Source organism: Marinilabilia rubra (genome assembly GCF_003121985.1).
Lineage (GTDB): Bacteria > Bacteroidota > Bacteroidia > Bacteroidales > Marinilabiliaceae > Marinilabilia > Marinilabilia rubra.
On record NZ_QEWP01000001.1, the window covers coordinates 608816 to 633138 of the forward strand.

The following is a 24323-nucleotide window of genomic DNA, read 5'->3' on the forward strand; positions in this document are numbered from 1 at the left end:
CCTCTACTGATTTTTTCTGGCGTTTAGCTTTAAGTCAGAACAAGGACAGTTTATTGTGATACAATTTTATAATTATGAAGAATAAATTTTTGTACAAAACCTTTCTTGCTGTCTCAGTGGCAATATTTTTATTGTCCGGCTGTAAAACAAAGGGGACGGAAGAAAAAAAGAATATTTCTGAAAAACCCAATATTATCTACATTCTGGCCGATGATGCCGGTTATGGAGATATTGGTGCCCTGGGACAGGAAAAAATTGAAACACCAAATATTGATCGCCTGATATCGGAGGGTATGTTGTTTACAGAGCATTACAGCGGAAGCACTGTTTGCGCGCCTTCACGCTCTGCTCTACTTACCGGTCAGCACACTGGTCATACGGCTGTCAGGGGAAACCTGGAACTTCAGCCGGAGGGGCAGTACCCTCTTCCCAATGACCGAAAATCCATTGCTCAGGTGTTGAAGGATGCCGGTTATAAAACCGGTGCTTTCGGGAAATGGGGACTTGGTTTTATTGGCACTACTGGTGATCCCGTTAATCAGGGGTTTGATGAGTTTTATGGCTACAATTGCCAGCGAATGGCACATCGTTATTACCCCAATCACATCTGGCATAATGATAAAAAGGTCATTCTGGAAGGTAACGGTTGGGAAAATACCGAGGTTTATGCACAAGATTTAATCCAGGAAAAAACACTTGATTTTATTGATAAGAATCAGGAAGACCCTTTTTTCTTGTTTGTTCCGGCAGTATTGCCTCATGCTGAGTTGATTGTGCCTGAGGATTCATTGTTTAATAAATATCTGGGCGAATTTCCGGATAAACCTTTTGTGAATAAACGGAAAGGCTCTGATTATGGCTCTGAAAATTTTGAGATCATTTTGTATACTTCTCAGGAATACCCACTTACCACCTATGCTGCAATGATGTCCAGACTGGATGTTTATGTTGGTCAAATAATGGATAAAGTTGAAGAATTGGGGCTTGCTGAAAACACTATTATTATGTTTTCATCTGATAATGGCCCCCATCAGGAAGGCGGTAATGATCCTGATTTCTTTAATAGTAACAATGGATTCAGGGGCTATAAAAGGGATCTTTACGATGGAGGTATACACGTGCCCTTTGCAGTGTCCTGGCCTGGTGTGGTTAAGGAGGGAAGCCGTACAGATCATATTTCTGCATTCTGGGACGTCCTTCCTACTTTCTGTGATATTGTAGATTCAGATATCCCGGAAAATACTGATGGAATTTCTTTTCTACCTACTTTGCTTGGCAATCCTGGTGAACAGAAAGAACATGATTACCTCTATTGGGAATTTCATGAAAGAGGAGGAAGACAGGCAATTAGAATGGGGAAATGGAAAGCCGTACGCTATAATGTTTTTAAGGGTAACAGGCCTATTGAATTGTATGATCTTAGTGTTGATCCCCGGGAACAAAACAATTTGGCCGGAGACCATCCTGAAATCATAAAGAAAGTAAAAGAGATCTTTGAAAAAGCAAGGACAGAGTCGGATATTTTTAAATTTCAGGCTAAAACCGTTGCCGGAGATTGATTAAATATCTGGTTTCAGGACAAGTTAATTTGTGTTTCAAAGGAAATTTTCCCTTTGTAATAGCGAATTATAGAAATAAAGGGGCTTTAGACTGTCATAATTAGAGCCTGTCTGTAAAGTAAGTAAAGTTTGTTTTTAGTCATGTGTCTGACCAAGAAGTGTCAATTGCAATCGTAACACATCAAATGATACTTTTTGGAAAGACACTAATTGGTCGGTTTTTCTAACAGGAAAGGTCAATTCTTAGTATTAGAAAATTAAATTTTTTGGAATGAGAAAAAATGGCTTTGTAATTTGGGTAATAGCAGTCCTCATAGGATTATCATATTATTCCTGTAATTATTCCAGCGGCAAGGATCTTCCTGCTGATTCTCCAAATGTTGTTTTTATTCATATTGATGACCTGGGATGGGCCGACCTGGGTTATATGGGAAGTGACTATTATGAGACGCCCCATATTGATAGGTTAGCCTCTGAGGGCCTTGTTTTTACCAATGCCTATGCTGGAGCTGCCAATTGTGCTCCAAGCAGAGCATGTCTGTTGACCGGAGAAAATACACCCCGTCATGGAGTTTATACGGTCAGCCCCTCAGAAAGAGGGAATTCAAAAACCAGGAAGCTCGTTCCAATTGCGAATACCGACAGTATTCTTCCATCTAACTTGACATTGGGGCATTTATTTAAAAAAGCCGGATATGAAACATGTGCTATTGGAAAATGGCATGTCAGCAGAGATGCATTGAACAATGGGTTTGACATAAACATTGCCGGGAGCCATCAGGGAAACCCGGGCAAAAATGGCTATTTCGCACCATTCAATGTTCCTCTTGATCATAAAGTTGAAGGAGAATATCTGACTGACAGGCTGACAGATGAAGCCATTAACTTTATTGAATCGAACCGGAGAAGCCCTTTCTTTTTATATATGTCTTATTATACTGTGCATACTCCTTTGCAAGGGAAAGAAGACCTGGTTAAGAAATATGAAATGAAACAGGGGCATAACGGGCAGGATAATCCTACCTATGCAGCGATGGTCGAGGCCATGGATCAGAATGTTGGCCGGATATTAAATCGGCTTGAGGCTTTGCAGCTCGAGAATAATACAATGGTTGTGTTTCTTTCTGATAATGGAGGTATAAGGGCTATTTCCAATCAAGCTCCGTTAAGAGGGGGAAAAGGATCTTATTATGAGGGCGGAATACGGGTGCCTATGATTGTTAAGTGGCCTTCTAACGTTTATCAGGGCGTTACAGAAGAGCCTGTCGTTAATTTAGATTTTTTTCCAACTTTTCAGTCTGTGCTGAATGTTGATTTAAATAAGGAGACTCTGGACGGAGTTGATCTTACTCCCCTGTTTGAAGGAAAAGAATTAAAAAAACGACCATTCTTTTGGCATTTTCCTATTTATTTACAGGCATATAACCCTTCGGAAGATCAAGGAAGGGATCCACTGTTTAGAACCAGACCTGGTTCTGTGGTAAGATATGGAAATTGGAAGCTGCATCAATATTTCGAAGACGGAGGACTTGAGTTATACAACCTGCTTCAGGATCCCGGAGAAACTAAAAATCTGGTACAACAAAAACCGGATAAAACCAGGGAGCTAAAGCAATTACTTGAGAAATGGAGGGAAGAACTTGATGCACCAGTGCCAGATAAGCCAAATCCTGATTTTGATCCGCAATTTGAATCAAAGCGGATTGAAAAAGCCCTGGAAAAGAAATAGATTGTTGTTTGATTGAAATTAATATTATGGAAAACAGAGCTATGAGTTAGGGTTAATACTAAAAAACTCATGGCTCTTTTTTTTATGTGTTTTCAGTTAATGTTTTATGTTAATTAGGTAAAAAGCTTTGTTATGAGGAAAATTATAGTCTGTCTTGTTTTAACTTTAATATTTAGTTATGCAGCAGATGCGAAATCAGGAGAAAAAAATCAGGAGAGACCGAATTTCTTATTTTTAGTGATTGAGGATACCTCTCCATATCTTTTGCCTCCATATGGCAATGAGGATATTAAAACACCCAATCTGGATTTTCTGGCGAAAAACGGAGTTGTTTTTTCCAAGGCATATTCAAATGGGCCTCAATGCTCTCCAGCCAGATCTTCTTTGATTAGTGGTAGTTACAGTACTACTTATGGAAACGATTGGCACAGAAATCCCCACATTGTTCCCGGCCAATATTTCTTCCCGCAATATTTGAGAGAGGCAGGATATTTTACTGTAAATGCGGGTAAAACCGACTACAATGTTACCAAAGATGTTCGACGGGAATTTTATCCTGTTGCCTGGGATAAGATGAGTGGGTATCAGTCAAAAACAGGTAAACCAAATGCTTCGTATAATGATGAGGAGCGTAATGGACGTCCTTTTTTTGCTCAGTTTAATAATATGACGACCCACATGAGTCGCATGACTTCCGTCTCAGTTGAAAACAGAGAGGCTTCAAAGCTAAATCCTGATTCCGTGAATCTTCCGCCTCATGTTCCCGATCTGCCAGATGTAAGAGCAGATTATGCTTTGCATTTGGATGGCGTAAGCGATGCTGACAAATGGGTTGGCTATTTTATTGAGGATTTAAAAGAAAAAGAATTATTTGAAAATACGATTATTTTCTTTTTCTCCGATCACGGTGGGTGTTTGCCACGTGGAAAGGCCTTTGGTTATAACACGGGTTATCAGGCCGGACTAATTATTTCAGCACCTCCCAAATGGCAACACTTATTACCTGAGAAACCCGGTTCTGTTTCAGAGAGAATTGTGGAATTTGCTGATTTCGGACCTACTTTACTCAGCGCTGCCGGGGTGGAGCCTCCTGACCATCTTCAGGGTAAGCCTTTCATGGGTGAACATGAAACAGAAGAAAGGGAGTATGGGTTTTGTTTTCGCACCAACACTGAAGATCATTTTGATCCCTCCCGATCTGCTTTTTCTAAAAAGTTTCAATACATAAAGTTTTATACCCCTTACAAAATTCATGCTTTACGGCAATCTTTTCAATGGGGTATGCCTGCACAATTGGCCTGGGATAGTTTATTTCTTGCAGGGAAAACGAAACCACAGCATCGACAGTATTATGAACCCAAACCAAGGGAAATGCTGTTCGATATGGAAAAAGATCCCTACTGTCTTAACAACCTGGCCGATGATCCTGAATATTTTTCAGCTCTGAAAAAGCACCGGAAACAGGTTTTCTCACATGTTAGAGAAACCAAGGATCTTGGGTTTTTTCCCAGGGATGTAAGGGATGACTTTGTCAGAAAGGGCATTTCGTTATATGAGTGGATTCGTGAGGAAGATTATCCGCTGGATTCTTTGTATGACCTGGTCGAAAGGGCTTCATGGCCTTCAATTGAAGACGTGGATTACTTTTCTGAAAATTTATCCCACTCCCGTCCGGAAATGAGGTTTTGGGCAGCATCAGGACTGGCCTATCTTTTCCAGCAGGGGCATTTTTCGAAAGTACCTGTTGAAGGTTTAAAAAAACTTTTAAATGATGATTTTCCAAGTGTTTCGGCTCATGCTGCAATGGCTCTTGTTTATTGTGGTATGGTTGGCCAGGGGATGGATACGCTTCTTGGTCAGGCTGCCGATGGAAATAGTTTTGCATGGTCGGCCATTGAGAACCTTGGAGCCCTGGCTCAACCGTATGTTTCTGACATCGCCGAAATTGCTGAACATCCTAAAAATCGTTCAGTAGCTTTTTCAGCCAGAAGTGTGTTGATAAACTTTGGCGAATTGACCATGAAAGATTTGATAGATGACAAAGCAGAACAGAATTTTATTAAGAATCAAAAGAATAGAATTGAGCATTGGGCACCGACTTTGCCTTGATATTTTGAAGCTAAACTCTCTTTTTGCAATGAATTGAATATAAAGTAATTGGTAGGAAAAAACAAGGATGTTGTCTTGTGGGTGCTTTGCCCGGCCTTGCAAATTAATTGTTTACCAATAAAAATAGATTTTATGGATCATAGATTATATTTCTTAAGACAAGTTGTTTTTTTAGCTTTATTTACCATATGCTTTTCTTTGAATGCAGGAAATCAATCTCATAAAACAGGTTTTCTCAGAATTCAAACTGAAAGTGGTCGTGAGATAGAGCAAGGCGTAAGTGGATTTAACGTAAGAATAGCTGATAGCCCCTGGAATTATACTCATCCTGAATTTCGAAATGCTGTTCATACGCTTAAACCCGGCTGGTTGAGGTACTTTTCAGGAACAATGGGTGATGCTTTTAATAGTGCTACCGGCCTTTACGATAAGGATTATGCCTGGATGTTTGATAAACAGGATCAATACTTCCGGGGATATGCATTTACTGATGTTAAAGGGCCTCACCGAATAGTAGATTTATACGATTTGCTGGGGGAAGTTGGTGGTAAACTCGTAGTCACGATCAATGGATTTTCCGAAACACCCGAGGTTGCCGGTGAGCTGGCACGTTTTTGTAAAAACAATAACATAAAAGTGGAGGTATGGCAGTTTTGCAATGAGCCTTATTTCTATGTTCCACATCGTGACCGTTTTTGGTGGAATGACGGGTATGACTATGCCTTAAAGATGAAGCCTTATGCGGAAGCAATCCGGGAGGTGTTTCCTGATGCTAAATTGGCATTGAATTATACATGGGATGGAATATGGGGATTCATGAAGGAGATCCATAAATATCAGGAGAAGAATGGCGCCTACTGGGATGTGTTTTCCAAGCATTCTTATGCTCCCCATATTGGGGGAAAGGAATCATTTCAGAATGCATATAAACGCGGAAATACCCGTATCATTAGTGCAACATCTTCAAAAGCCATGGATAATATTGAGGCTTATACCCGGGAGGATGTGCCTATGTTAATTACTGAATTTGGGGTGTGGAACCGTCCATTAAACGGAATCTATTCCGGTATTTACTATGTGGAATATACCTTGCGACAGCTTCAGCATTCTAATGCTTTTCTTATTGGTAGCCATGAGATTAGTAATAAATATGTTCCTGAGAAGAATTTGAATAAAGTTGTTTTAGACGCTTATTACAGTGGAAAAGAAATTGATACCGACACTTTAAAAACCGGGGGTACTCTAAATTATGATGGCAAAGGTGTTAAAATAATGCATGAGGCAACCAATAATAGTGATTTCACCTGGGATGTTGAGGTAAATGGCGCTCCATTGGTTGAAGGTCTTAAAAATAAGGAAGTTTCCGGTGTTTATGCGCGGGCGTTCAAAGGGGTTGAAGGACATAATTATCTGGTGGTCACCAATCGCTCCGGTGAGGATTGTTTTTTTGATGTCTGGTTAGGAGATGAAACTCTGGAGGTAGATATGGAAAGAACTTTTATGGCCTCTGAAAAAGCTCAAAATAAGGATTTTGATATTAAAACAGATCATGTCAACTCTAACAATGTGGAAATCCCGGCCTATTCAGTAGTTCTTTTAAAATGGGAATCAAAGGAGAAAACTGCGCCGTCAAAATCAAGAATTTATAAATCATCAGTGGTTGAAGACGGAATAGAGTTGAAATGGTGGAAACGAAACTCTGCAGATAAATATGAGGTGTTTGCAGGAGAATCATCCGATAATCTAAAAAAGGTTCACTCAGTCGAAGATGGTTCGAATAGTTATGTTGTTAAAGGGTTAAAGCCTGATACGAAATACTATTTTGCGATTGAATCCATTAACCGGAATGGACACAGTGGTTTGTCTGAGACAGTGAGTCTCACTTATGAAAAACCTGAAAAACCTGAAATTTTTAAAGTTGCACGTAGAGATACAACCATCACTGTTATGTGGAAAAGTGTGCCGGATGCCAGTGGGTATAAGGTGCGCATTAAGCCTGAGGAAGGAAATGAAATCGTATATGATGCTGAAAATGTTTTTGGTTATAGAATTTCAGGATTGAATTATGATGAAGAGTATTCTGTTTCTGTCTCGGCATACAATGGTTTAGGGCAGGGAGATTACTCTCCTGTACAGACCGTCATCTGTAAAGAATTTCTACCCATTCCTCCCAGAAATATTTCGGCTAAAGAGACCCCTAAGGGAAGTATTGCGCTGCAATGGGTGCATCAGGATACGATAAATCCGGGGGTGAAATACAGGTTGTTCCGGGGAACCGATCCTTCAAATATGAAAATGATAAAGGAGGAAATTTCCGGAAATCATTATTTGGATGAAAGTGTAAAGCATGACAGGAAATATTTTTATACTGTAAAATCCTATAATGATGCCGGAGAGTGTAATTTCCATCCTAATATTGCCACAGTTATCAGCAATGATGAGATTGTAAGCATTGAAATTGTCAATATTGAGAAAACTGAAGCGGCATTTAAAATAGAAGTTTCATTTGAAAATGTGAAAACCGATGGAAATGTTGAATATGGTGTTGCATTAAGTGATATATCCTATTTGAATGTAGAGGAAGATATTTTCAAAACCTCTGAAGTCTCTGGTAATTCATACACCATAGAAATTCCATTTTCAGAGTTGAAAAAGGGACGAACGTATGCTATTCGAGGTGTGATTTTCACCAATGGAAGTCCTGTTTACAGTCTTCCTCCTCATAAAAATATTTCGGTTGAATAAAGTGAAATTTTATTTTTTGGCAAAAATTTGTTTGAAAATGGTTAAAAAACAATCAATATTTATTTATGGGAAAGCAGCTTTGGTGGTTTTAACAGTATTGATTTCCGGAATAGCGGGCTGTCAGACCCCTCAATCTGAGACGAAAACGGGAGAAAGTACTCAACCCAATGTTGTACTTTTTTATGTAGATGATTTGGGGTGGAAGGATTTGTCCAGTTACGGGAGTGAGTTTTATCAGACACCCAATGTAGATAAATTGGCTGCTGAAGGGATTGCTTTTACTAATGCTTATGCCGCCTGCAATGTTTGTTCCCCATCCAGGGCAAGCCTGATGACGGGGAAATATCCGGCTCGAATAAACGTTACAGACTGGATAACAGGATGGAAATTTCCTTACGCAAAATTAAATGTTCCTGATTGGACCATGTATTTGGATACTGCACATTATACACTGGCGGAGGCTTTCAGGGATGAGGGATATACTACCGCCCATATTGGGAAATGGCATCTCGGAGAAGAGGAGGTCTTTTGGCCCGAAAATCAGGGATTTGACATCAATGTGGGAGGGTGGAAAAAAGGCTCACCAAACCGAAATAAGAATAAAGGATTTAATGGTTATTTTCCACCTTTCGGTAATCCCCGGCTGGAGGATAAACCCGGTGATAACTATCTTACTGACAGATTGGCTCAGGAGGCGTGCCGCTTTTTGGAAAACACCGGAGACTCTCCTTTCTATTTAAATCTCTGGTTCTACTCGGTACATACGCCATTGCAGGCTGAAAAGGCTAAAATTGAAAAATACAAGAGCCTGGTTGATTCTTCTTATTACCAGCAAAACCCTGTTTATGCTGCGATGGTAGAGCATATGGATTTAGCCATAGGAAAAGTTGTAGAAAAACTAAAAAGTGAAGATCTTTTTGAGAATACCATTATACTTTTCACCTCGGATAACGGTGGGCTTTTGGGTAATAAGAAACGAAGTGTTACCAATAATTATCCATTAAGGGAGGGGAAAGGACATTCTTATGAAGGAGGGGTAAGAGTCCCTTTCATTGTATACGCACCTTCGTTGGATGAGAAAAATAAAAAATGTGATGTGCCTGTTATTACCCCAGATATTTATCCCACTTTACTGGATTTATGCAATATTCCAATAAGAAAAGATTTAACGGGTGAAATAGACGGAAAAAGCCTTCGTACACTTTTGCATAATCCGGAGGGATCATTTAGCAGAGAGGCTGTTTATTGGCATTATCCACATTACCATATCCAGGGGGCAACACCTCACAGTGCAATTCGCAAGGGCGATTATAAGTTAATTCATTTTTATGAAAATGATTCTTTTGAACTATATAATCTTATAGAAGATATTGGTGAAACAAATAATGTGATTGATGAAGAAGTGAGCATTGCTGCGCAGATGAAAATGGATTTGGAAGAATGGATTGAAAATGTTGATGCTCAAATGCCAACTGTGAATAATGAATATAATCCCCAAAAACGCAACAAACACTGAGTTAGGGTTATTAGTATTGAGGAATATTTGCTTTTTGCCTGAAATGCCTTGGAGAAAAATCTTCTTTGAGGCATTTTTGGACTTATTGAATCAAAAATCTAAAAGAAATATTTAGAAAAGTCTTAGGCGTTTTTTGATTGAATTAAATTAGACTGTGTTTGCCTTAAAAGATTTCCATCGCCTATTCATTCAAAATGATCTTTTAAGAATGTTATTGTTCTGAAAACAAAAAAGCCACCCAAAAAATGAGTGGCTTTTTTGCTGGTGACCCAGCAGGGATTCGAACCCTGGACCCACGCCTTAAAAGGGCGTTGCTCTACCAGCTGAGCTACTGAGTCATCCGTTTCTCTCAAACGCGGTGCAAAAATAGGGGGTTCATTTGAAACTCGCAAGCGTTTGACTGAAAAAATGTCGTTAAAAAATGTTTCTCTCCCTTTAATTGTCATGGGTCTAGAGTATTAATGTTTAAATTTTTTTTGAGTCTGAATGATATGTTTGTAACTTTAAATAGTGCAAACAGACTTTTAGGAGCTATGGTCATTATTAATCTATCAATACTCATAAGGAAAAGGGGCAAATATGTATTTGTAGTTCTTTTAGTGCTGCTTGTTTTGAATGTAACAGGGCAAAATAACGATAGTATGCAAGCTAAAGACAGAAAACCGGCTGTGGCAGGGATGTTTTATGATGGTGACAGTGTTTCTTTAAAAGATCATCTGAAGACTCTTTTTTCCACAGCCAAAGGACGGATTAGTGAAGATGAAGTGGCTGCAGTTATTGTGCCTCATGCCGGATATGTTTATTCAGGTGGGGTTGCAGCTTCAGGGTTTAATCAAATTCCTTCAGACAAAAAGTATGAGCGGGTGTTTTTGATCGGCTCCAGTCATCGGGTTGCTTTTGAAGGGGCCTCGGTATATTCTTCTGGCGATTATTTCACCCCACTTGGAAAAGTAGAGGTTGATCATGATGTGGTAAAGGAGTTGATTAACTCCTCACGGGATATTTACTTTGAGCCTGATGTGCATGCAGAGGAGCACTCCCTTGAGGTTGAATTGCCGTTTCTTCAGTATCATTTACAGCACCCGTTTAAACTGGTGCCCATTGTAATGGGGCCACATGATGCTTCTGCAGCAAAGAATGTTGCCAGGGTTTTATCAAATTGGTTTAAGCCGGGGAATTTATTTGTGATCAGTACCGATTTCTCGCATTATCCTGCCTATGAGGATGCCGAAAGAGTAGATGGAAAAACCGCGCGGGCTATTCTTGAAAATGATCCACAGGCTTTGTTGGATGTGCTGGAGGAGAATCGCAAAGAGGGAGTGGAAGGACTTGCAACCAGTCTCTGTGGATGGACGTCGGTTCTTACCCTGCTAAATATTACAGGAGATAACGATCAGTTAAGGTTTGAGAAGATTGAATATAAGAATTCGGGGGATGCCCGTTTTGGCGATAAAAACAGGGTGGTTGGCTATAATGCCATAGCGATTTTCAGGGAGAGCCAAACAAAAAAGAAAGAGGATGGTTTTTCATTAAATGAAAATGAAAAGCAGTGGATTTTGAATCGTTCCAGACAATCGTTGAGGTCGGTTGTGATGGGCGAAACCCCGGATCCTCCCGAAGAAGATGATCTTACCGATAATCTGCAATATAAAACGGGAGCTTTTGTTTCGTTATATAAAGGTAGTTCATTGAGGGGATGTATCGGCAATTTTGGGAGTGATGTTCCTCTATGGAAGATGGTGGATCAAATGACAGCATCTGCCGCAGTGAACGATTCGCGGTTTTTGCCGGTCAAATCCAATGAAGTTAACGACATCCGCATTGAAATATCTGTGCTGACCCCCTTAAGGAAAATCGATGATATATCAGAAATAATTCCCGGGAAGCATGGTATTTATTTAGAAAGCGAAGGACGGACCGGAACTTTTCTTCCCCAGGTAGCCGGAAAGACCGGATGGAATCGTGAAGAGCTGCTGGGGCACTGCGCTAAGGATAAAGCGGGAATAGGTTGGGATGGATATAAAGATGCCAATATCTATGTTTATGAAGCTTTGGTCTTTGGGGAGTGATAACTGATAACCAGACATAGCGAATGTTGAACTCAAATTCTCGTGATTTTTCAAAAGAGTCGTCTCATTTCTTGTTTAAGGGGCGGCTCGCTGTTTTTGTAAGTGGCTTTACCATGCTGTTGGTTCAGGTGGTGTTGTTACGTGAACTCTCTTCTTTGTATGCTGTCAACGAATTAATTGTTGGCGTATTTCTTTCATTCTGGATGTTTTTTGCCGGGTTGGGGGCTTTCGTGGCCAGGTTCTTCAGAGGGTTTCGATGGCAGTATTCGGGATTATTTCCTTTGATTTCTGGTGCTACAGCCCTGATGGCACTTTGGTGGCTGTACCTGGCCAAAGAATGGCTCCTTCCAATGGGCGTTTCTCCGGGATTGTCAGACTGGATATTCATTACCGCCCTGGCTGCTTTTATTTTTTGTTTTCCTACCGGAATGATGTTTACCTGGTTTTCTGCTGTTTTGAGCAACAAGTCAGGAAGCCGGGAAACGGAAGGAGTGTATATGGCTGAACAAGGGGGGAGTCTCCTTGCAGGTTTTTTGTTTTATCTGGCAGCGTCTTTCTGGGTCAATGCCTTCACGACTTTTTCTTTTCTGGTGCTTTTGAATTTTCTTACCGGCTTGTATTTATCCGCTCCTGTCAGGAAGCTGTTTTTGCGCGGACTTTCAGTTGTTAGCCTTTTGTTTGTAGTACTGTTGTGGTTTGTTCCACAGTACGAAACAGCTCGTGAAATGGTGCTTCATAAGTCTGTAGGACATACTTTTTTTTCTCCTCATGGAAGTGTGGATGTTGTTGAACGCGATGGAGAAATTGATTTCTTTAAAAACGGGAATTTTATCTCGGGGGCTATTGTCCCCCGGAAAACAGAGGAGCTTTTGCATCCTGTTTTGTTGGTGCATCCTTCGCCCCGTAAATTATTATTGGTCAATGCAAGTGTGGGCTTGATTCCTGAGGCCTTGAAATACGATTCCTTAAAAGTAGTTTTTTTATCTTCTGATAATGCCCGGATTGAGCTGGAAAAAGAACTTCTGGAACTATCAGGAAAGCCAGCTTCCAGGGTGGATTTTATTCATGCCGATCCGGTTAACTATCTGGAGAAGCAATCATCAGAGAATTATGATGTTGTGTTGGTGGGGAAAGGTATACCCTATAACCTTGCATCGACAAGGTTTTTTACCGGGAGTTTTTTTGCATTAATTACTCGTCATTTGTCTCCGGATGGGATTTTGGCAACAGGAGGGATCGATTATTCTCCTTTGTGGACCAGCCATCGTCAGGAAATATTGATGGTGATGCATGAGACAGTAAATGGAGCTTTTCCTTTTTTAAGAATATGGGCAGGAGAAAAAGTTTTCTTTATGGGAAGTCGACAGGAAATTTCTAATGACTGGTGGCAATACCATCCCGCCGTTCTGACCGAAAATGTATTTTTAAACCCCGATTTTTTCCCCGATTACCTTTTGGAAGGGCAAATTGAGCATGTAAGACAATCGCTGAGACCCAATGTGCCTGAAAATACAAGAGTAAGACCGGTTTTGTTTCAGTTGGCACTGCATGACATGGGGGAATTCTGGGATGTTAAGGTTTATTGGTTCGTGGTAATATTAGGGGCATTACTTGTTGCGGGATTGGTGCTTTTTCGTGAAAGTGCAAAAGGTGTTTTTATGGCCGGGGTTGTTTTGGGTGGCATGCAGATTACTTTATTGCTTTTTTGGCAACTGGTGATGGGGGATATGTTTCGTGCAACCGGATTGTTGTTTTCACTTTTTATGGCAGGTTTGGCCGTTGGTGCCTGGCTGGGAAGACGTGAGGTCTTGTTCTTTAGCCCCCGATTTTTTCCCGCATTGTTAATAATCCTGGCAGTTCTTTCTGTTTCAGCCATTCCTGTTTTGGATACCATAGGGCATACCTGGCTTTTTCCATTAATTACCATTGGTTTTGTTTTTGGCTTTTCATTTATAGGTGGGGCCATTTTTGTTGCCGGCCTTTCCCTTCATCCGGGAAGTGTTGAGAAAACTGCTTCCGTAATATATGCTGCCGATGTAGCCGGAGGTGCTCTTGGATCTTTTCTTTCGGCCATTTTCTTCGTACCTTTTACGGGTATGGTGAATACCGGTTATTTATTAGGAATGGCGGTTTTGATAGCCGGTTTGCTGATGGTTAAAAGATTGTGAAATAGTCAATAAAAGTAATGGGACGGCGTAAGATATCAAAAAGAGAGTTTCTGAAAATCAGTGGTACTGCATTGGCCGGTTCTCCATTTTGCTTGTTTGGAAATAAGCTGCCTGCTTTGGCTGGTTTACCCGGAGTAAATAGATTTCCAGCCAAATATTCAATCTCAACCCCCAGGGGTGTGCGATGTCAGTTGTGCCCCAATAATTGTAAGATAGAAGAAGGTGACCGGGGCGATTGCCGCACGAGGATTAATAAGGGGGGTGAACTTTACACGCTGGCTTATGGCAATCCGTGTGCTGTGCACGTTGATCCTATTGAGAAAAAGCCACTGAATCATTTTCTTCCCGGTACCACCAGCTTTTCTATTGCAACCGGTGGATGTAACCTGGCATGCCTGAACTGTCAGAACTGGCAAATTTCTCAAAAAAAACCTGATGAACTTCAGACGATTGAGCTCATGCCTGAGAAGGTTGCTTTAGAGGCAAAGAACAGGGGGTGTACATCTGTGGCCTACACCTATTCCGAGCCCGTTGTTTTTTACGAATATACTACTGATTCAGCCGGCTATGTTCACGATTTGGGCATGAAAAATGTGATTGTTTCGGCCGGGTATATTGAAGAGCAACCCTTGCGTGAGTGGTGTCAATATATAGATGCAGCCAATATAGATTTGAAAAGCTTCAGGGATGAAACTTATCAGCAGCTAAATGGGGGAACGCTTGAACCTGTTTTGAATACCCTGAAAGTTTTGAAAGAGGAAGGAGTGTGGCTGGAAATTACCAATCTTATTGTGCCTGACTGGACCGATGATGCCGGTATGATTGAGGAAATGTGCCAATGGTTAGTGAAAAACGGTTTTGAAGATACCCCTTTGCATTTTAGCCGCTTCACTCCTATGTATAAATTAGCGCATCTTCCTGCAACCCCTTTGGCAATTCTTGAAGAGGCACGCCGGATTGCTCTTTCAGAAGGACTCAGGTTTGTTTATATAGGCAATGTGCCCGGCCATAGTGGCCAGGATACGTATTGCCCTTCTTGCAAGAAGAAAGTTTTAGACCGCTCCGGGTTTAGAATTGGCGAAAACCATATTAAAGACGGACACTGCGACTTTTGTGGAGAATCTATTGCCGGTGTGTGGTGATTTATCTCTTATCTATGATCATTGTCGTTTGAATGCATCACATGGTTTTACTACTTTTGCCGGGAAGATTATTGATATGTATGGAAGAATTTTTGAAACCAAATCTGCGGGCCGAATATGGCCTTGATCTGGATAAAGTTTTTGTTGGAAAAGAGATTGTAAGCCGGTATAACATTACGGTGGATGAATCTGTTTTAAGTATGTGGAGCGGTTTTATGCCAACATCTTCTTATCCTGAAAACAGCCGGGAGTTTGCCGGACGTCTGGGATTTCATCAAATCTTTCTGCCATATGGCTTTCTTTTGAACCTTACATTGAGTCTTGGGGTCGAAAGTTTTGCCCATTCCAGTGTCTTAAAACCTGAGTTGAAAAATGCCCTCTATCTAAATCCGGCTTTTCCGGGTGATACTTTTTCCTGCACTATAAAAATAACTGACATCAGGCCCGCTGAGAAACCGGATTATACTATCATTGAATCCGCTCATTTGTTGTTTAATCAAAAAGGAGAACCGGTTTTTTCACTTGTTCGGGTTTCCCTTTTTCCGGAATTTACAGCCCGTAAAACCATTCCATCGGAGAGAAAAGAGCCGTTTAATAATAATCGGTTTAAGGAAAATATTCTTGCCCGGACCAGGAGTATCAACATGGAGAATGTGATTTTCAGGTTCAAGGCGAATGATCTGTTGTTACATCCATATGTGCGGCCGGTAGGGAAGAGTGAGAATCTTTTTTGGGCCACTTACCTGAAAAATACACATCCCAGTCATTACAATTATCAAAGGTATCAGCCCGGGGAGATTGAGGTTTCAGGAGGGATTGTGCTTGGTATGGTGGTGAGCATTGCAGGACGCGAATTCAGGCAAATCCTGATGCAACAGATCGATAGTGCATTTCATGTTCACCCCGTTTTTGCTGAAGACAGGGTTGGCGCTTTTAGTTTTGTCAGAGAAGTTCGTCAATTGATGCCCGGTTTCGAAGAGATCTCTATACGTACTTTTGGAGTTAGAAATATGGATACTGAGCAGGAACTTGAGAATGTTGCCTTTCCAAAGTCTCTGTTTGATTACAATATTCAGAGACCTGCAGATGTGGGACAAATCATTGACGGGAAATGCCCCGAGTTGAAAGAAAAGGTTTGCAGCGTTGTCGACTGGAGCGTCTTAAGGAAGGTGGATGCCTGATTGGCTGTTTTCATATACTCAAGTGCAAAGAAACTCGAGTGTATTGTGAAATAACATTGCACTTAAGTGTTTGTTGAGATGGTGTAATGTTTTGATAGCTAGTAAAAATGCGTTTTTTAGCGCTACCTGTTTAGATGAACTTTCCTTTTTTTTTGCTCTTATCCTGGTTTTCTGCTTTATTTAACAAAAGCTCAAGAAGGGGTAGCATTCGTTTCAGGCCTCCCGTGTTTATAATTGTATTCCATAGCCCTTCAAATTTCTTCCATCCGCCTGTGTAAAAGAGGTGCTTTACCTGGTGTTTGGCCGATTCATGAAAAGATGCGGCTTTAAAGATGTTGTTCTATTTGTAAAATTCATTATAGCCCCATTTTTGGCCATCCTGAAATTTCCCGGGTGTGATAATGTTGGTTTTGCAGACTATATTTTGAGTATCATATAAATCCCAATCTGTGGTGGTTATCCTTCCTTCTTTGTTCATTTTATTGTACAGTCTGGTTCCGGGGTAGGGTGTAAGAATGCGATAGGTGAGGTGGTTATCCCGTTTGCTACACCCCAGTCAACGGTTCGTTTAAGCACATCCCGGTTGTCATTGTTGAGTCCGCAAACAAAGCTACCATTGATCATGATTCCCAAATTGTGGAGTCTTTTTACGGCTTTCTCATAATCGGCTTTTAGGGTTTGTTTTTTGTTGCTTTGCTTTAAGTTATCCTGCAAGAAGTTTTCAAAACCAACAAGGAGGCTTCTCAATCCGGCCTCTGCTGCCTTTTCGATCAAATTGCCATTTAGGATTGAATGAACCGTTGCAGGTCCCTGGAAGACCCGGTCGTTTCTTTCATGCCTTCAAATAACTCAAGTGCTAGCCCTGGATAGCTCAAGAGCTGATCGTCAAGATCGTAGAGGTGTTTGCCGGGGAGTTTTGGGGTCTCAGCTAATATCTCATCTGCACGTTGGGTATAAAAAAATTTACCTCCTTCGAAAATGCATCTTTATAGCAGAAATCGCAATGATGTGGGCACCCTTTTGACATAACCAGGGAATTGATGCTCTCGTCAAATTAAGGGAGGGGGTTGATCTTGTTTATGTTGTTGGTTTTTAGTCGTTGTAGGGGGTTTTAAAGAATTCAGGTAATTACTTTTGTCAAATAAAAATAAAGTTTAGTGTAAGAAAAAAAGCATTTAGTCAAAAAAAATACAGAAAAAAATGAAACTTGATAACCGGGGTGTCGTAATAGAATTCAAAGACGTTCGTCAATAAAAAACAATTGTTGGTCAAATAATATTTGATGTTCGTCAAAACCAAAGAGCCTGAATAATTATTAACTGAATACAGTAAAAAAAATGCCCTATGAAAAAGTTTTACCCCTTCTGTTTAGCAATCGTGTTTTTCGCATTAGTTGATGTTGCTAATGGACAAAACCAAAGGAATGAATCTACCGGTGTGGATTCTCAGGAAAATTTATTAAAGTCTTCAACTATTTACGATTTGATTCGACTCAAAATAGAGAATCAATACTTGTTTGACGCAACAGTTGTTTATTACTACGAAACTTTTACTGATGAGAAAGGTCCTGAAGACTCAGATAAAATGTTCAATTCATCTGAGAAGGTACCTGAAATATTTACCCGAATTGGCAGTAAGGCCATGGCGATCAACGGTTTTTCTGCACTTGATGGGAAAAGTTATGTTTCAGTTCCGATTAGTGTTAGAAACCGTATTTATGATGAGTGCGAGATTTCAGCAGATTTAGCTGATTTTACGGATGAATATGATGTGGTTCTTGAGGATAAGGAGCTGGGGCAGTATACTAACCTGAAGACTTCGACTTATACATACTCTCCCAGTGTTCTGGGAATTGAGGATGACCGGTTTGTGCTTCACCTTTCAAGAAGCGCTAAAGTTGCTACCTCAATTATGGAAGGAATGGAGCAGGAGGAAAACATTCATTTTTCGAGTGATTATGGAAAATTACAAGTAAGCATTGATGCTGATTTGTTGGCAGGTCCTGGTCCTCAGGGCCGTATTGAAGTGTATAGTATGAGCGGCAGAATGGAAGCAAGCAGACCGGCTGTGGCTGGTTTTAACCAAATCGAATTAGCGGGTGGTCAAATATATATCGTGAGTGTTGTCGTCGGTAACGAAAAAACTACGAAGAAACTAGCGATCCGCTAATTACTTCATAGGGTTACTTGGGTTATCCCCTCTCTCCGTAACGGCGGAAGAGGGGATTTTTTTTGTCGACCTTTTTGATTAACAATACTCCGTTAAACTTTTATAAGGCACTTGTAGTCAGTTATTTATATTCAAACGACTGTTTGTGCTAATGTGCAGATTTTCAATATCATACGATTCATCTTATATCTTATGTCTATCCCGAAGCATCGGGACTAACGATCTATTGATTAATGTAATAGTCTGTAATTATTGTATTTTAATTACCTCTGATTTTGTGGCGTTATTCTTGGTTGTTAGCGTTTGGTCGCAAAAAACTGCTTCACAATTTGCTGACATTCATCTGCTAAAACACCGTGGGTGACTTCAGTTTTTGGATGAAGGAGAGAGGGCGATAGTCGCTTGAATCCACGTTTTTCATCCGGAGCGCCAAAAACAATGCGTCCGATTTGAGCCCAGTTAAGGGCCCCTGCACACATAGAACAAGGCTCAAGCGTAACGTAAAGTGTGCAATTGTTTAAATACTTTCCGCCAAGTTGTTCTGCAGCCGAAGTAATGGCCAGCATTTCTGCATGAGCTGTAACGTCGTTCAAAGTTTCAGTCAGATTATGAGCTTTGGTTATAATGGTTCCTTCGCTAACAACAACGGCACCTACAGGAACTTCATCTTTTTGCATCGCTTCCTTTGCTTGTTGAAGAGCCTGTTTCATAAAATACTGGTCGTTGAAATCAATTTTATCCATAAATTTTGACCTTTTTGAGTTGCGTAGTAGCAGTTTCTGTTTTTCTTTATATTTTCGCAAAGATATTGTAAAATGAATTTTTTTACCGGAACCGGGGAGTTAATCTTGCCCCAAAAATAAAATAGTAATGTACAGAACACATACCTGTGGAGAACTAAGAATATCGGATGTTGATAAATCCGTGACCCTCAGTGGATGGGTGCAACGAGTGCGCAACCTGGGCGGAATGACTTTTATTGACCTGAGAGATCGATACGGGATTACCCAGCTGGTGGTTAACAGTGAAGCTGAAGACACCCTGAGTCAGGAGGTGCGCAATCTGGGACGTGAGTATGTGGTGCAGGTAACCGGGAAGGTTGCCGAGCGCAGCAGTAAGAATGCCAAAATTCCTACCGGCGAGGTTGAGGTGATTACAGATGGAATAAAGATTCTAAACTCTGCTGATCTTCCGCCTTTTACAATTGAAGATGAAACCGATGGTGGTGAGGAGCTTCGTATGAAGTACAGGTATCTGGACCTGAGGCGTAACCCGGCTCGTCGGGCACTCGAGCTTCGCCACAAAATGGCGCTTGAAGTAAGAAAGTACATGAGTGACGAAGGGTTTATCGAGGTGGAAACCCCGGTTCTGATGAAGTCTACCCCTGAAGGAGCACGTGACTTTGTGGTACCCTCACGAATGAACCCGGGCCAGTTTTATGCATTGCCCCAGTCACCACAAGTTTTTAAACAGTTGCTTATGGTAGCGGGATATGATCGCTACTTTCAGATTGTGAAGTGTTTCCGGGATGAAGACCTTAGGGCTGATCGCCAGCCTGAATTTACACAGATTGACTGCGAAATGTCTTTTGTGGATCAGGAAGATGTACTCAATACTTTTGAGGGTATGACAAAGCATCTTTTCAAAACCTTGAGAAATGTTGAGATAAAAGAAGAGTTTCCAAGGATGCCATTTGCTGATGCCATGAAATATTATGGTACCGACAAGCCTGATATCAGATTTGATATGAAGTTTGTGGATATTACCGAAACTGCCTCCGGAAGAGGATTTAAAGTTTTTGATGATGCAGAATATATAGGTGGAATTTGTGCTAAAGGTTGTGCCGGATATAGCCGCAAGGATCTTGATAAACTTACCGATTTTGTAAAAAGGCCACAGGTGGGAGCTAAGGGATTGGTCTATGTCAAATACAACGATGACGGATCTTTCAAAACTTCAGTTGATAAGTTTTTCTCCGAAGAAGATTTCAAAGCGTGGGCTGATGAGTTTGGTGCCAGACCCGGAGATTTGATTCTGATTTTAGCCGGAGAGAAGAAGCGCACATTGACCGCTCTTTGCGAGTTAAGACTCGAAATGGGTAACCGTCTTGGCCTTCGGGATAAAAATAAATTTTCCCCTCTTTGGGTAGTTGACTTTCCGCTATTGGAGTGGGATGATGAAACAGAGCGTTATTATGCTATGCACCACCCATTTACGTCACCTAAGGACGAGGATCTTGAATTGCTTGATGCCAATCCTGCAGAAGTCAGAGCTAATGCTTATGATTTAGTTATCAATGGTGTAGAGATAGGCGGCGGTTCTATTCGTATTCACAACGATGTATTGCAGCAAAAAATGTTTAAAGTGCTTGGGTTCACGGAGCAGGAAGCTGAAAATCAGTTCGGATTTCTTATGAATGCCTTTAAGTATGGTGCGCCACCGCATGGTGGTGTAGCCTTTGGATTTGATCGCTGGGTGTCTCTTTTTGCTGGTGTGGAATCTATCCGAGAAGTGATTGCATTCCCCAAAAATAATTCAGGCCGTGATGTGATGAATGATGCCCCGTCTTCTATTAGTAAGGCCCAGCTTGAAGAGCTGATGCTTGACTTGAAAGGTGAAGCAGTCAAAAAGGCAACACCTCAATAATAAATGACTTTTAACCGCAATAAAAAAAGGGTAGCCGGGGCCACCCTTTTTTTATTATCTGATAATAATATTATTCAATTACGGCGCGACCTAGGATTTCTCTCTTATTCACAACCGGATTGGCATACATTTCAAGCAGCATTTTGCGTAAAAAATTGCGATCCCCATCAATCCGGTCCAGGTGTTCTTCAATGTAATTCAAAAATACCTCTTTTTCGTCCTCTGTATATTGGTCTTTATATTCGTCAGTTTTGTTGAGCATGTCCCAGGCAACCCAGTTCCCTGGCCATAAGTGGTAGTTCTCATGAACATGGGTGTCAATTAACCCTGCCAGAAATTCAAATTTTTCATTTTTGTTCTTGACATCTTTAAGCTTGTCCAGTTCTTTGTCAATAGGATCACCAAAAGCAAAGTGAACTCGGCCTTTTCTGCCTCTTAATCCGGCACCCATATGTTTGAGATCATCATCCTGGGTTTTTGCATAATCAGGATTGTCGCGTTTGTGTTGAAATTCAAGGGCTTTAAGGTAGTCGCAAGGATCGTATTCATATGAGATTGAAACGGGTACTATCTTAAGTTTCTTGAAGTTTTCAGCGACCGATTCGTCTTCTCCGCTTATGTTGAGCATTTTTAATAAGCTCAATTGGGTGCGGTCGTTTCCGTCTTTTGATCGGCCTTCTCTTTGTGCAATCCAAATGCTGTGGGCTACTTCTGTTAAAGTATTACGAATATATTTTGAAAGCAGTGTTGAGCTTTCCATCATTTGACGAACCGGAAGGTTGCGCTTTACTATGAATGTGCGATTTAGTTTGACAAGATCTGTAATCCACGGGTATATCAGCAGGTTATCCCCAATGGCAATTTCGGTGGTATCAAAACCATGCTCAAACATTATTACATTCAAGATAGCCGGATCAAGTACTATGTCGCGGTGATTGGAGATGTAAAGGTATGATTCATTGGGATCTAATTTGTCGAGTCCCTCAGAAGTTACGCCTTTGGTGGTGTTTTTGATGATTTCTCTCACATAAGGAGAAATAACTTCCTGTTGGAATTGTCTGATGCTTTTGATCTGCATCATTTTGTTAATGAAGTTTTCGGAAGACAACTCCGGATAAAGAAATCCAATAAGTTCTAAAAACGAGGTTTCTTTTTTCAGACGTTCAAATACCTGTTGAATTTCATGGTCCTTGTATGGACGTATCGATTCAAAATCCAGTTCTTTGGCCATTTTAGATTTTTTGGTTCGCCGGCAAAATTACTTTAAACAAACCGGTTTTGGAAATTAACTACAAGTTATTCTGTATTACCTTTTTGTTATTATTCTTCGGCAGAAGTCTCACCGCAAAGCATATCCCAGTATTCCATGGCTCTTCGGGTGTGCGGAATGACAATGGTTCCACCAACAATATTCGCGACAGAAAAGACCTCCATCATTTCTTTGGTGGACACTTTTTCTTCGTAGCATTTTTCAAGGTGATATTTTATGCAATCGTCACATCTTAAAACCATCGAAGCCACTAATCCCAGCATCTCTTTTGTTTTTGCGGGCAAAGCTCCTTCCTTGTAGGTGTTGGTGTCAAGGTTAAAAAGGCGCTTAATTACCAGGTTGTCCTGAGATAGAATTCGTTCATTCATTTTGGAACGAAAATCTCGGAATTCTTTAATTTGTTCGTTCATTTTTTATGCAGTTTTTTTCAACCAATACTCCGTTGGTGTTTTACAATAGACTTGTAATTAGCTCCCTACGGGTGTGTGTTTGGGAAGATGCGTGTGTCCTCAGTGTTGTGCGAATTATCCTGGATCTTACCAGACTTCCGTTAGGCGGGTATCTAAAAATCTATTGTTACAACGGTTTCTATTACTTAACTACCTCACCACGAAGGGTGGCCTGGGTTGCATCGGTGATTGATACTTTGGCAAAACTTCCAACTTTAAGATCTTCTCTTGGAAATACCACGACCTTATTTTGTGAGGTTCGTCCAAAAAATTCTTCTTTTGATTTTTTTGAAATGTTCTCAACCAGGACCTCAAAAGTCTTGCCAATATCCTCCCGGTTGCTTTTTAAAGAAAGTTGGTTTTGCAGTTCAATTATTTCCTTAAGTCGTTTGCCTTTTGTTTCTTCCGGGATATCGTCCGGTAGTTTCTGAGCTGCATAAGTACCTGGTCGTTCCGAGTATTTAAACATGTAGGCCATGTCGAAACCGGCCCATTTCATTAATTCGAGTGTTTGTTGGTGGTCTTCTTCCGTCTCGGAATGAAATCCGCAGAACACATCGGTCGTAATGCCGCATTCAGGAATAATCCGGCGTATGGCTTCTACTCTGTCTTTGTACCAGTCAGCAGTATATTTTCGGTTCATTAGTTTTAATACTCTGCTTGATCCTGATTGCAGGGGTAGGTGGATGTGTTTGCAAATATTGTGGTGCGACGCCATCACCTTAAGTGTTTCATCTCTCATGTCTTTAGGGTGTGACGTAGTGAACCGTATTCTTGTTTTTGGGAAAGCCTGGGCCAAAAACTCCAGCAATTCAGGGAAGTCCATCGAGGATTGTTCTCCTGTAAAATTGAACGAGTTTACATTTTGACCAAGGAGGGTGATCTCTTTATATCCCTCATCTACCAACTCCTGAAATTCGTTTTTTATACTTTGAGGGTCACGACTTCTTTCCCGGCCCCGGGTGTAAGGCACAATGCAATAGGTGCAGAAATTGTTACATCCACGCATGATGCTGATGAAAGCAGATATTTTATTAGGGCCAAGTCTTTTGGGGAGAATATCACGGTAAGTTTCAGTTTTCGACAATTCCACATTGATGGCTTTTTCGCCTCTTTCAGCCAGACTGACGAGATTGGGAAGATCCAGATAAGCATCAGGACCAACGACCAAATCGGCGCCTACTTCAAAAAGCTGCTCTTTAGCTCTTTCAGCCATACAGCCAATAATGCCTATAATCATGCCAGGGTTGTTCTTTTTTAAGGCTTTAAGCTCCTTTACCCTTCCCAGAACCCTTTGTTCTGCGTTGTCTCTGATTGAGCAGGTGTTTATGAATACTGCATCTGCATCCTGGTTTTCTTTGGTGGTTTCGAAACCATCCATTTGCATTACAGAAGCTACCACCTCGCTATCTGCAAAATTCATCTGACACCCATAAGTTTCAATGTATAGTTTTTTTCCACCGCTTTCATAAGATAAAACGGTTTCTGTATTGGTGTCAGTAACTTGCTGCTTTTCGTCTCTCATCTCTTTGCTTTCTAAAATAAATCACTTTTAAATCTGCCGGGAATTA

16 protein-coding genes and 1 tRNA gene are annotated in these 24323 nt (G+C 40.9%); 11 read left to right on the top strand and 6 right to left on the bottom strand.

Features of this window, described 5'->3' with window-relative positions:
• The first annotated feature begins 74 nt into the window (after positions 1-74).
• The 5 genes from DDZ16_RS02520 (at position 75) to DDZ16_RS02540 (ending at position 9658) form a co-directional block, all read left to right on the top strand.
• Positions 75-1559 carry an arylsulfatase gene (locus DDZ16_RS02520; RefSeq protein WP_109262831.1) on the top strand — a complete coding sequence of 495 codons (1485 nt, stop codon included), beginning with the start codon at positions 75-77 and terminating at the stop codon, positions 1557-1559.
• A gap of 271 nt (positions 1560-1830) precedes the next feature.
• Positions 1831-3288: a sulfatase gene (locus DDZ16_RS02525; protein WP_109262832.1), complete on the top strand. Its 1458-nt coding sequence runs from the start codon at positions 1831-1833 to the stop codon at positions 3286-3288.
• 132 nt (positions 3289-3420) lie between these two features.
• On the top strand, positions 3421-5397 hold the full coding sequence (locus DDZ16_RS02530; protein WP_109262833.1) for a sulfatase family protein: 1977 nt from the start codon (positions 3421-3423) through the stop codon (positions 5395-5397).
• Positions 5398-5529: 132 nt separating this feature from the next.
• Positions 5530-8142, top strand: coding sequence for a fibronectin type III domain-containing protein (locus DDZ16_RS02535; protein WP_109262834.1), 2613 nt, complete (start codon positions 5530-5532; stop codon positions 8140-8142).
• 37 nt (positions 8143-8179) lie between these two features.
• A complete protein-coding gene (locus DDZ16_RS02540; protein ID WP_109262926.1) occupies positions 8180-9658 on the top strand; it encodes a sulfatase in 1479 nt (492 codons plus the stop codon).
• Positions 9659-9920: 262 nt separating this feature from the next.
• On the opposite strand, the gene DDZ16_RS02545 is transcribed toward DDZ16_RS02540, so the two are convergent.
• Positions 9921-9996, bottom strand: a tRNA-Lys gene (locus tag DDZ16_RS02545).
• 303 nt (positions 9997-10299) lie between these two features.
• Between DDZ16_RS02545 and amrB the strand changes: the two genes are divergently transcribed.
• From amrB to DDZ16_RS02565, 4 genes are all read left to right on the top strand, one after another.
• Positions 10300-11727, top strand: coding sequence for an AmmeMemoRadiSam system protein B (amrB, locus tag DDZ16_RS02550; protein ID WP_109262927.1), 1428 nt, complete (start codon positions 10300-10302; stop codon positions 11725-11727).
• Positions 11728-11750: 23 nt separating this feature from the next.
• Positions 11751-13895, top strand: a complete 2145-nt coding sequence (locus tag DDZ16_RS02555; RefSeq protein WP_109262835.1) for a spermine/spermidine synthase domain-containing protein — start codon at positions 11751-11753, stop codon at positions 13893-13895.
• Between the two features lie 17 nt (positions 13896-13912).
• Positions 13913-15037 carry an AmmeMemoRadiSam system radical SAM enzyme gene (gene amrS, locus DDZ16_RS02560; protein WP_109262836.1) on the top strand — a complete coding sequence of 375 codons (1125 nt, stop codon included), beginning with the start codon at positions 13913-13915 and terminating at the stop codon, positions 15035-15037.
• Between the two features lie 80 nt (positions 15038-15117).
• Entirely contained in the window at positions 15118-16218 is a 1101-nt protein-coding gene (locus DDZ16_RS02565; protein ID WP_109262837.1) for a hotdog family protein, read from the top strand.
• 474 nt (positions 16219-16692) lie between these two features.
• Here DDZ16_RS02565 and DDZ16_RS02570 read toward each other — a convergent pair whose 3' ends face one another.
• Positions 16693-16992, bottom strand: a complete 300-nt coding sequence (locus DDZ16_RS02570) for a radical SAM protein (RefSeq protein WP_109262838.1) — start codon at positions 16990-16992, stop codon at positions 16693-16695.
• A 570-nt stretch (positions 16993-17562) separates the two neighbouring features.
• Between DDZ16_RS02570 and DDZ16_RS02575 the strand changes: the two genes are divergently transcribed.
• Positions 17563-18387 (top strand): T9SS type A sorting domain-containing protein, encoded by an 825-nt coding sequence (locus tag DDZ16_RS02575; protein ID WP_109262839.1) that lies wholly within the window; start codon positions 17563-17565, stop codon positions 18385-18387.
• A gap of 296 nt (positions 18388-18683) precedes the next feature.
• Here DDZ16_RS02575 and DDZ16_RS02580 read toward each other — a convergent pair whose 3' ends face one another.
• The gene (locus DDZ16_RS02580) at positions 18684-19130 is read right to left on the bottom strand and encodes a nucleoside deaminase (RefSeq protein WP_109262840.1); all 447 of its coding nucleotides are present in this window, start codon (positions 19128-19130) and stop codon (positions 18684-18686) included.
• A gap of 127 nt (positions 19131-19257) precedes the next feature.
• On the opposite strand from DDZ16_RS02580, the gene aspS reads away from it, so the two are divergent.
• On the top strand, positions 19258-21033 hold the full coding sequence (aspS, locus tag DDZ16_RS02585) for an aspartate--tRNA ligase (protein ID WP_109262841.1): 1776 nt from the start codon (positions 19258-19260) through the stop codon (positions 21031-21033).
• Positions 21034-21103: 70 nt separating this feature from the next.
• Here aspS and DDZ16_RS02590 read toward each other — a convergent pair whose 3' ends face one another.
• The 3 genes from DDZ16_RS02590 to miaB all read right to left on the bottom strand — a co-directional run bounded on the left by DDZ16_RS02590 (position 21104) and on the right by miaB (position 24277).
• The gene (locus tag DDZ16_RS02590; protein ID WP_109262842.1) at positions 21104-22264 is read right to left on the bottom strand and encodes a 1-acyl-sn-glycerol-3-phosphate acyltransferase; all 1161 of its coding nucleotides are present in this window, start codon (positions 22262-22264) and stop codon (positions 21104-21106) included.
• 89 nt (positions 22265-22353) lie between these two features.
• Positions 22354-22713, bottom strand: a complete 360-nt coding sequence (locus DDZ16_RS02595; RefSeq protein ID WP_109262843.1) for a carboxymuconolactone decarboxylase family protein — start codon at positions 22711-22713, stop codon at positions 22354-22356.
• Between the two features lie 181 nt (positions 22714-22894).
• Positions 22895-24277: a tRNA (N6-isopentenyl adenosine(37)-C2)-methylthiotransferase MiaB gene (gene miaB, locus DDZ16_RS02600; RefSeq protein WP_109262844.1), complete on the bottom strand. Its 1383-nt coding sequence runs from the start codon at positions 24275-24277 to the stop codon at positions 22895-22897.
• Between the last annotated feature and the right edge of the window lie 46 nt (positions 24278-24323).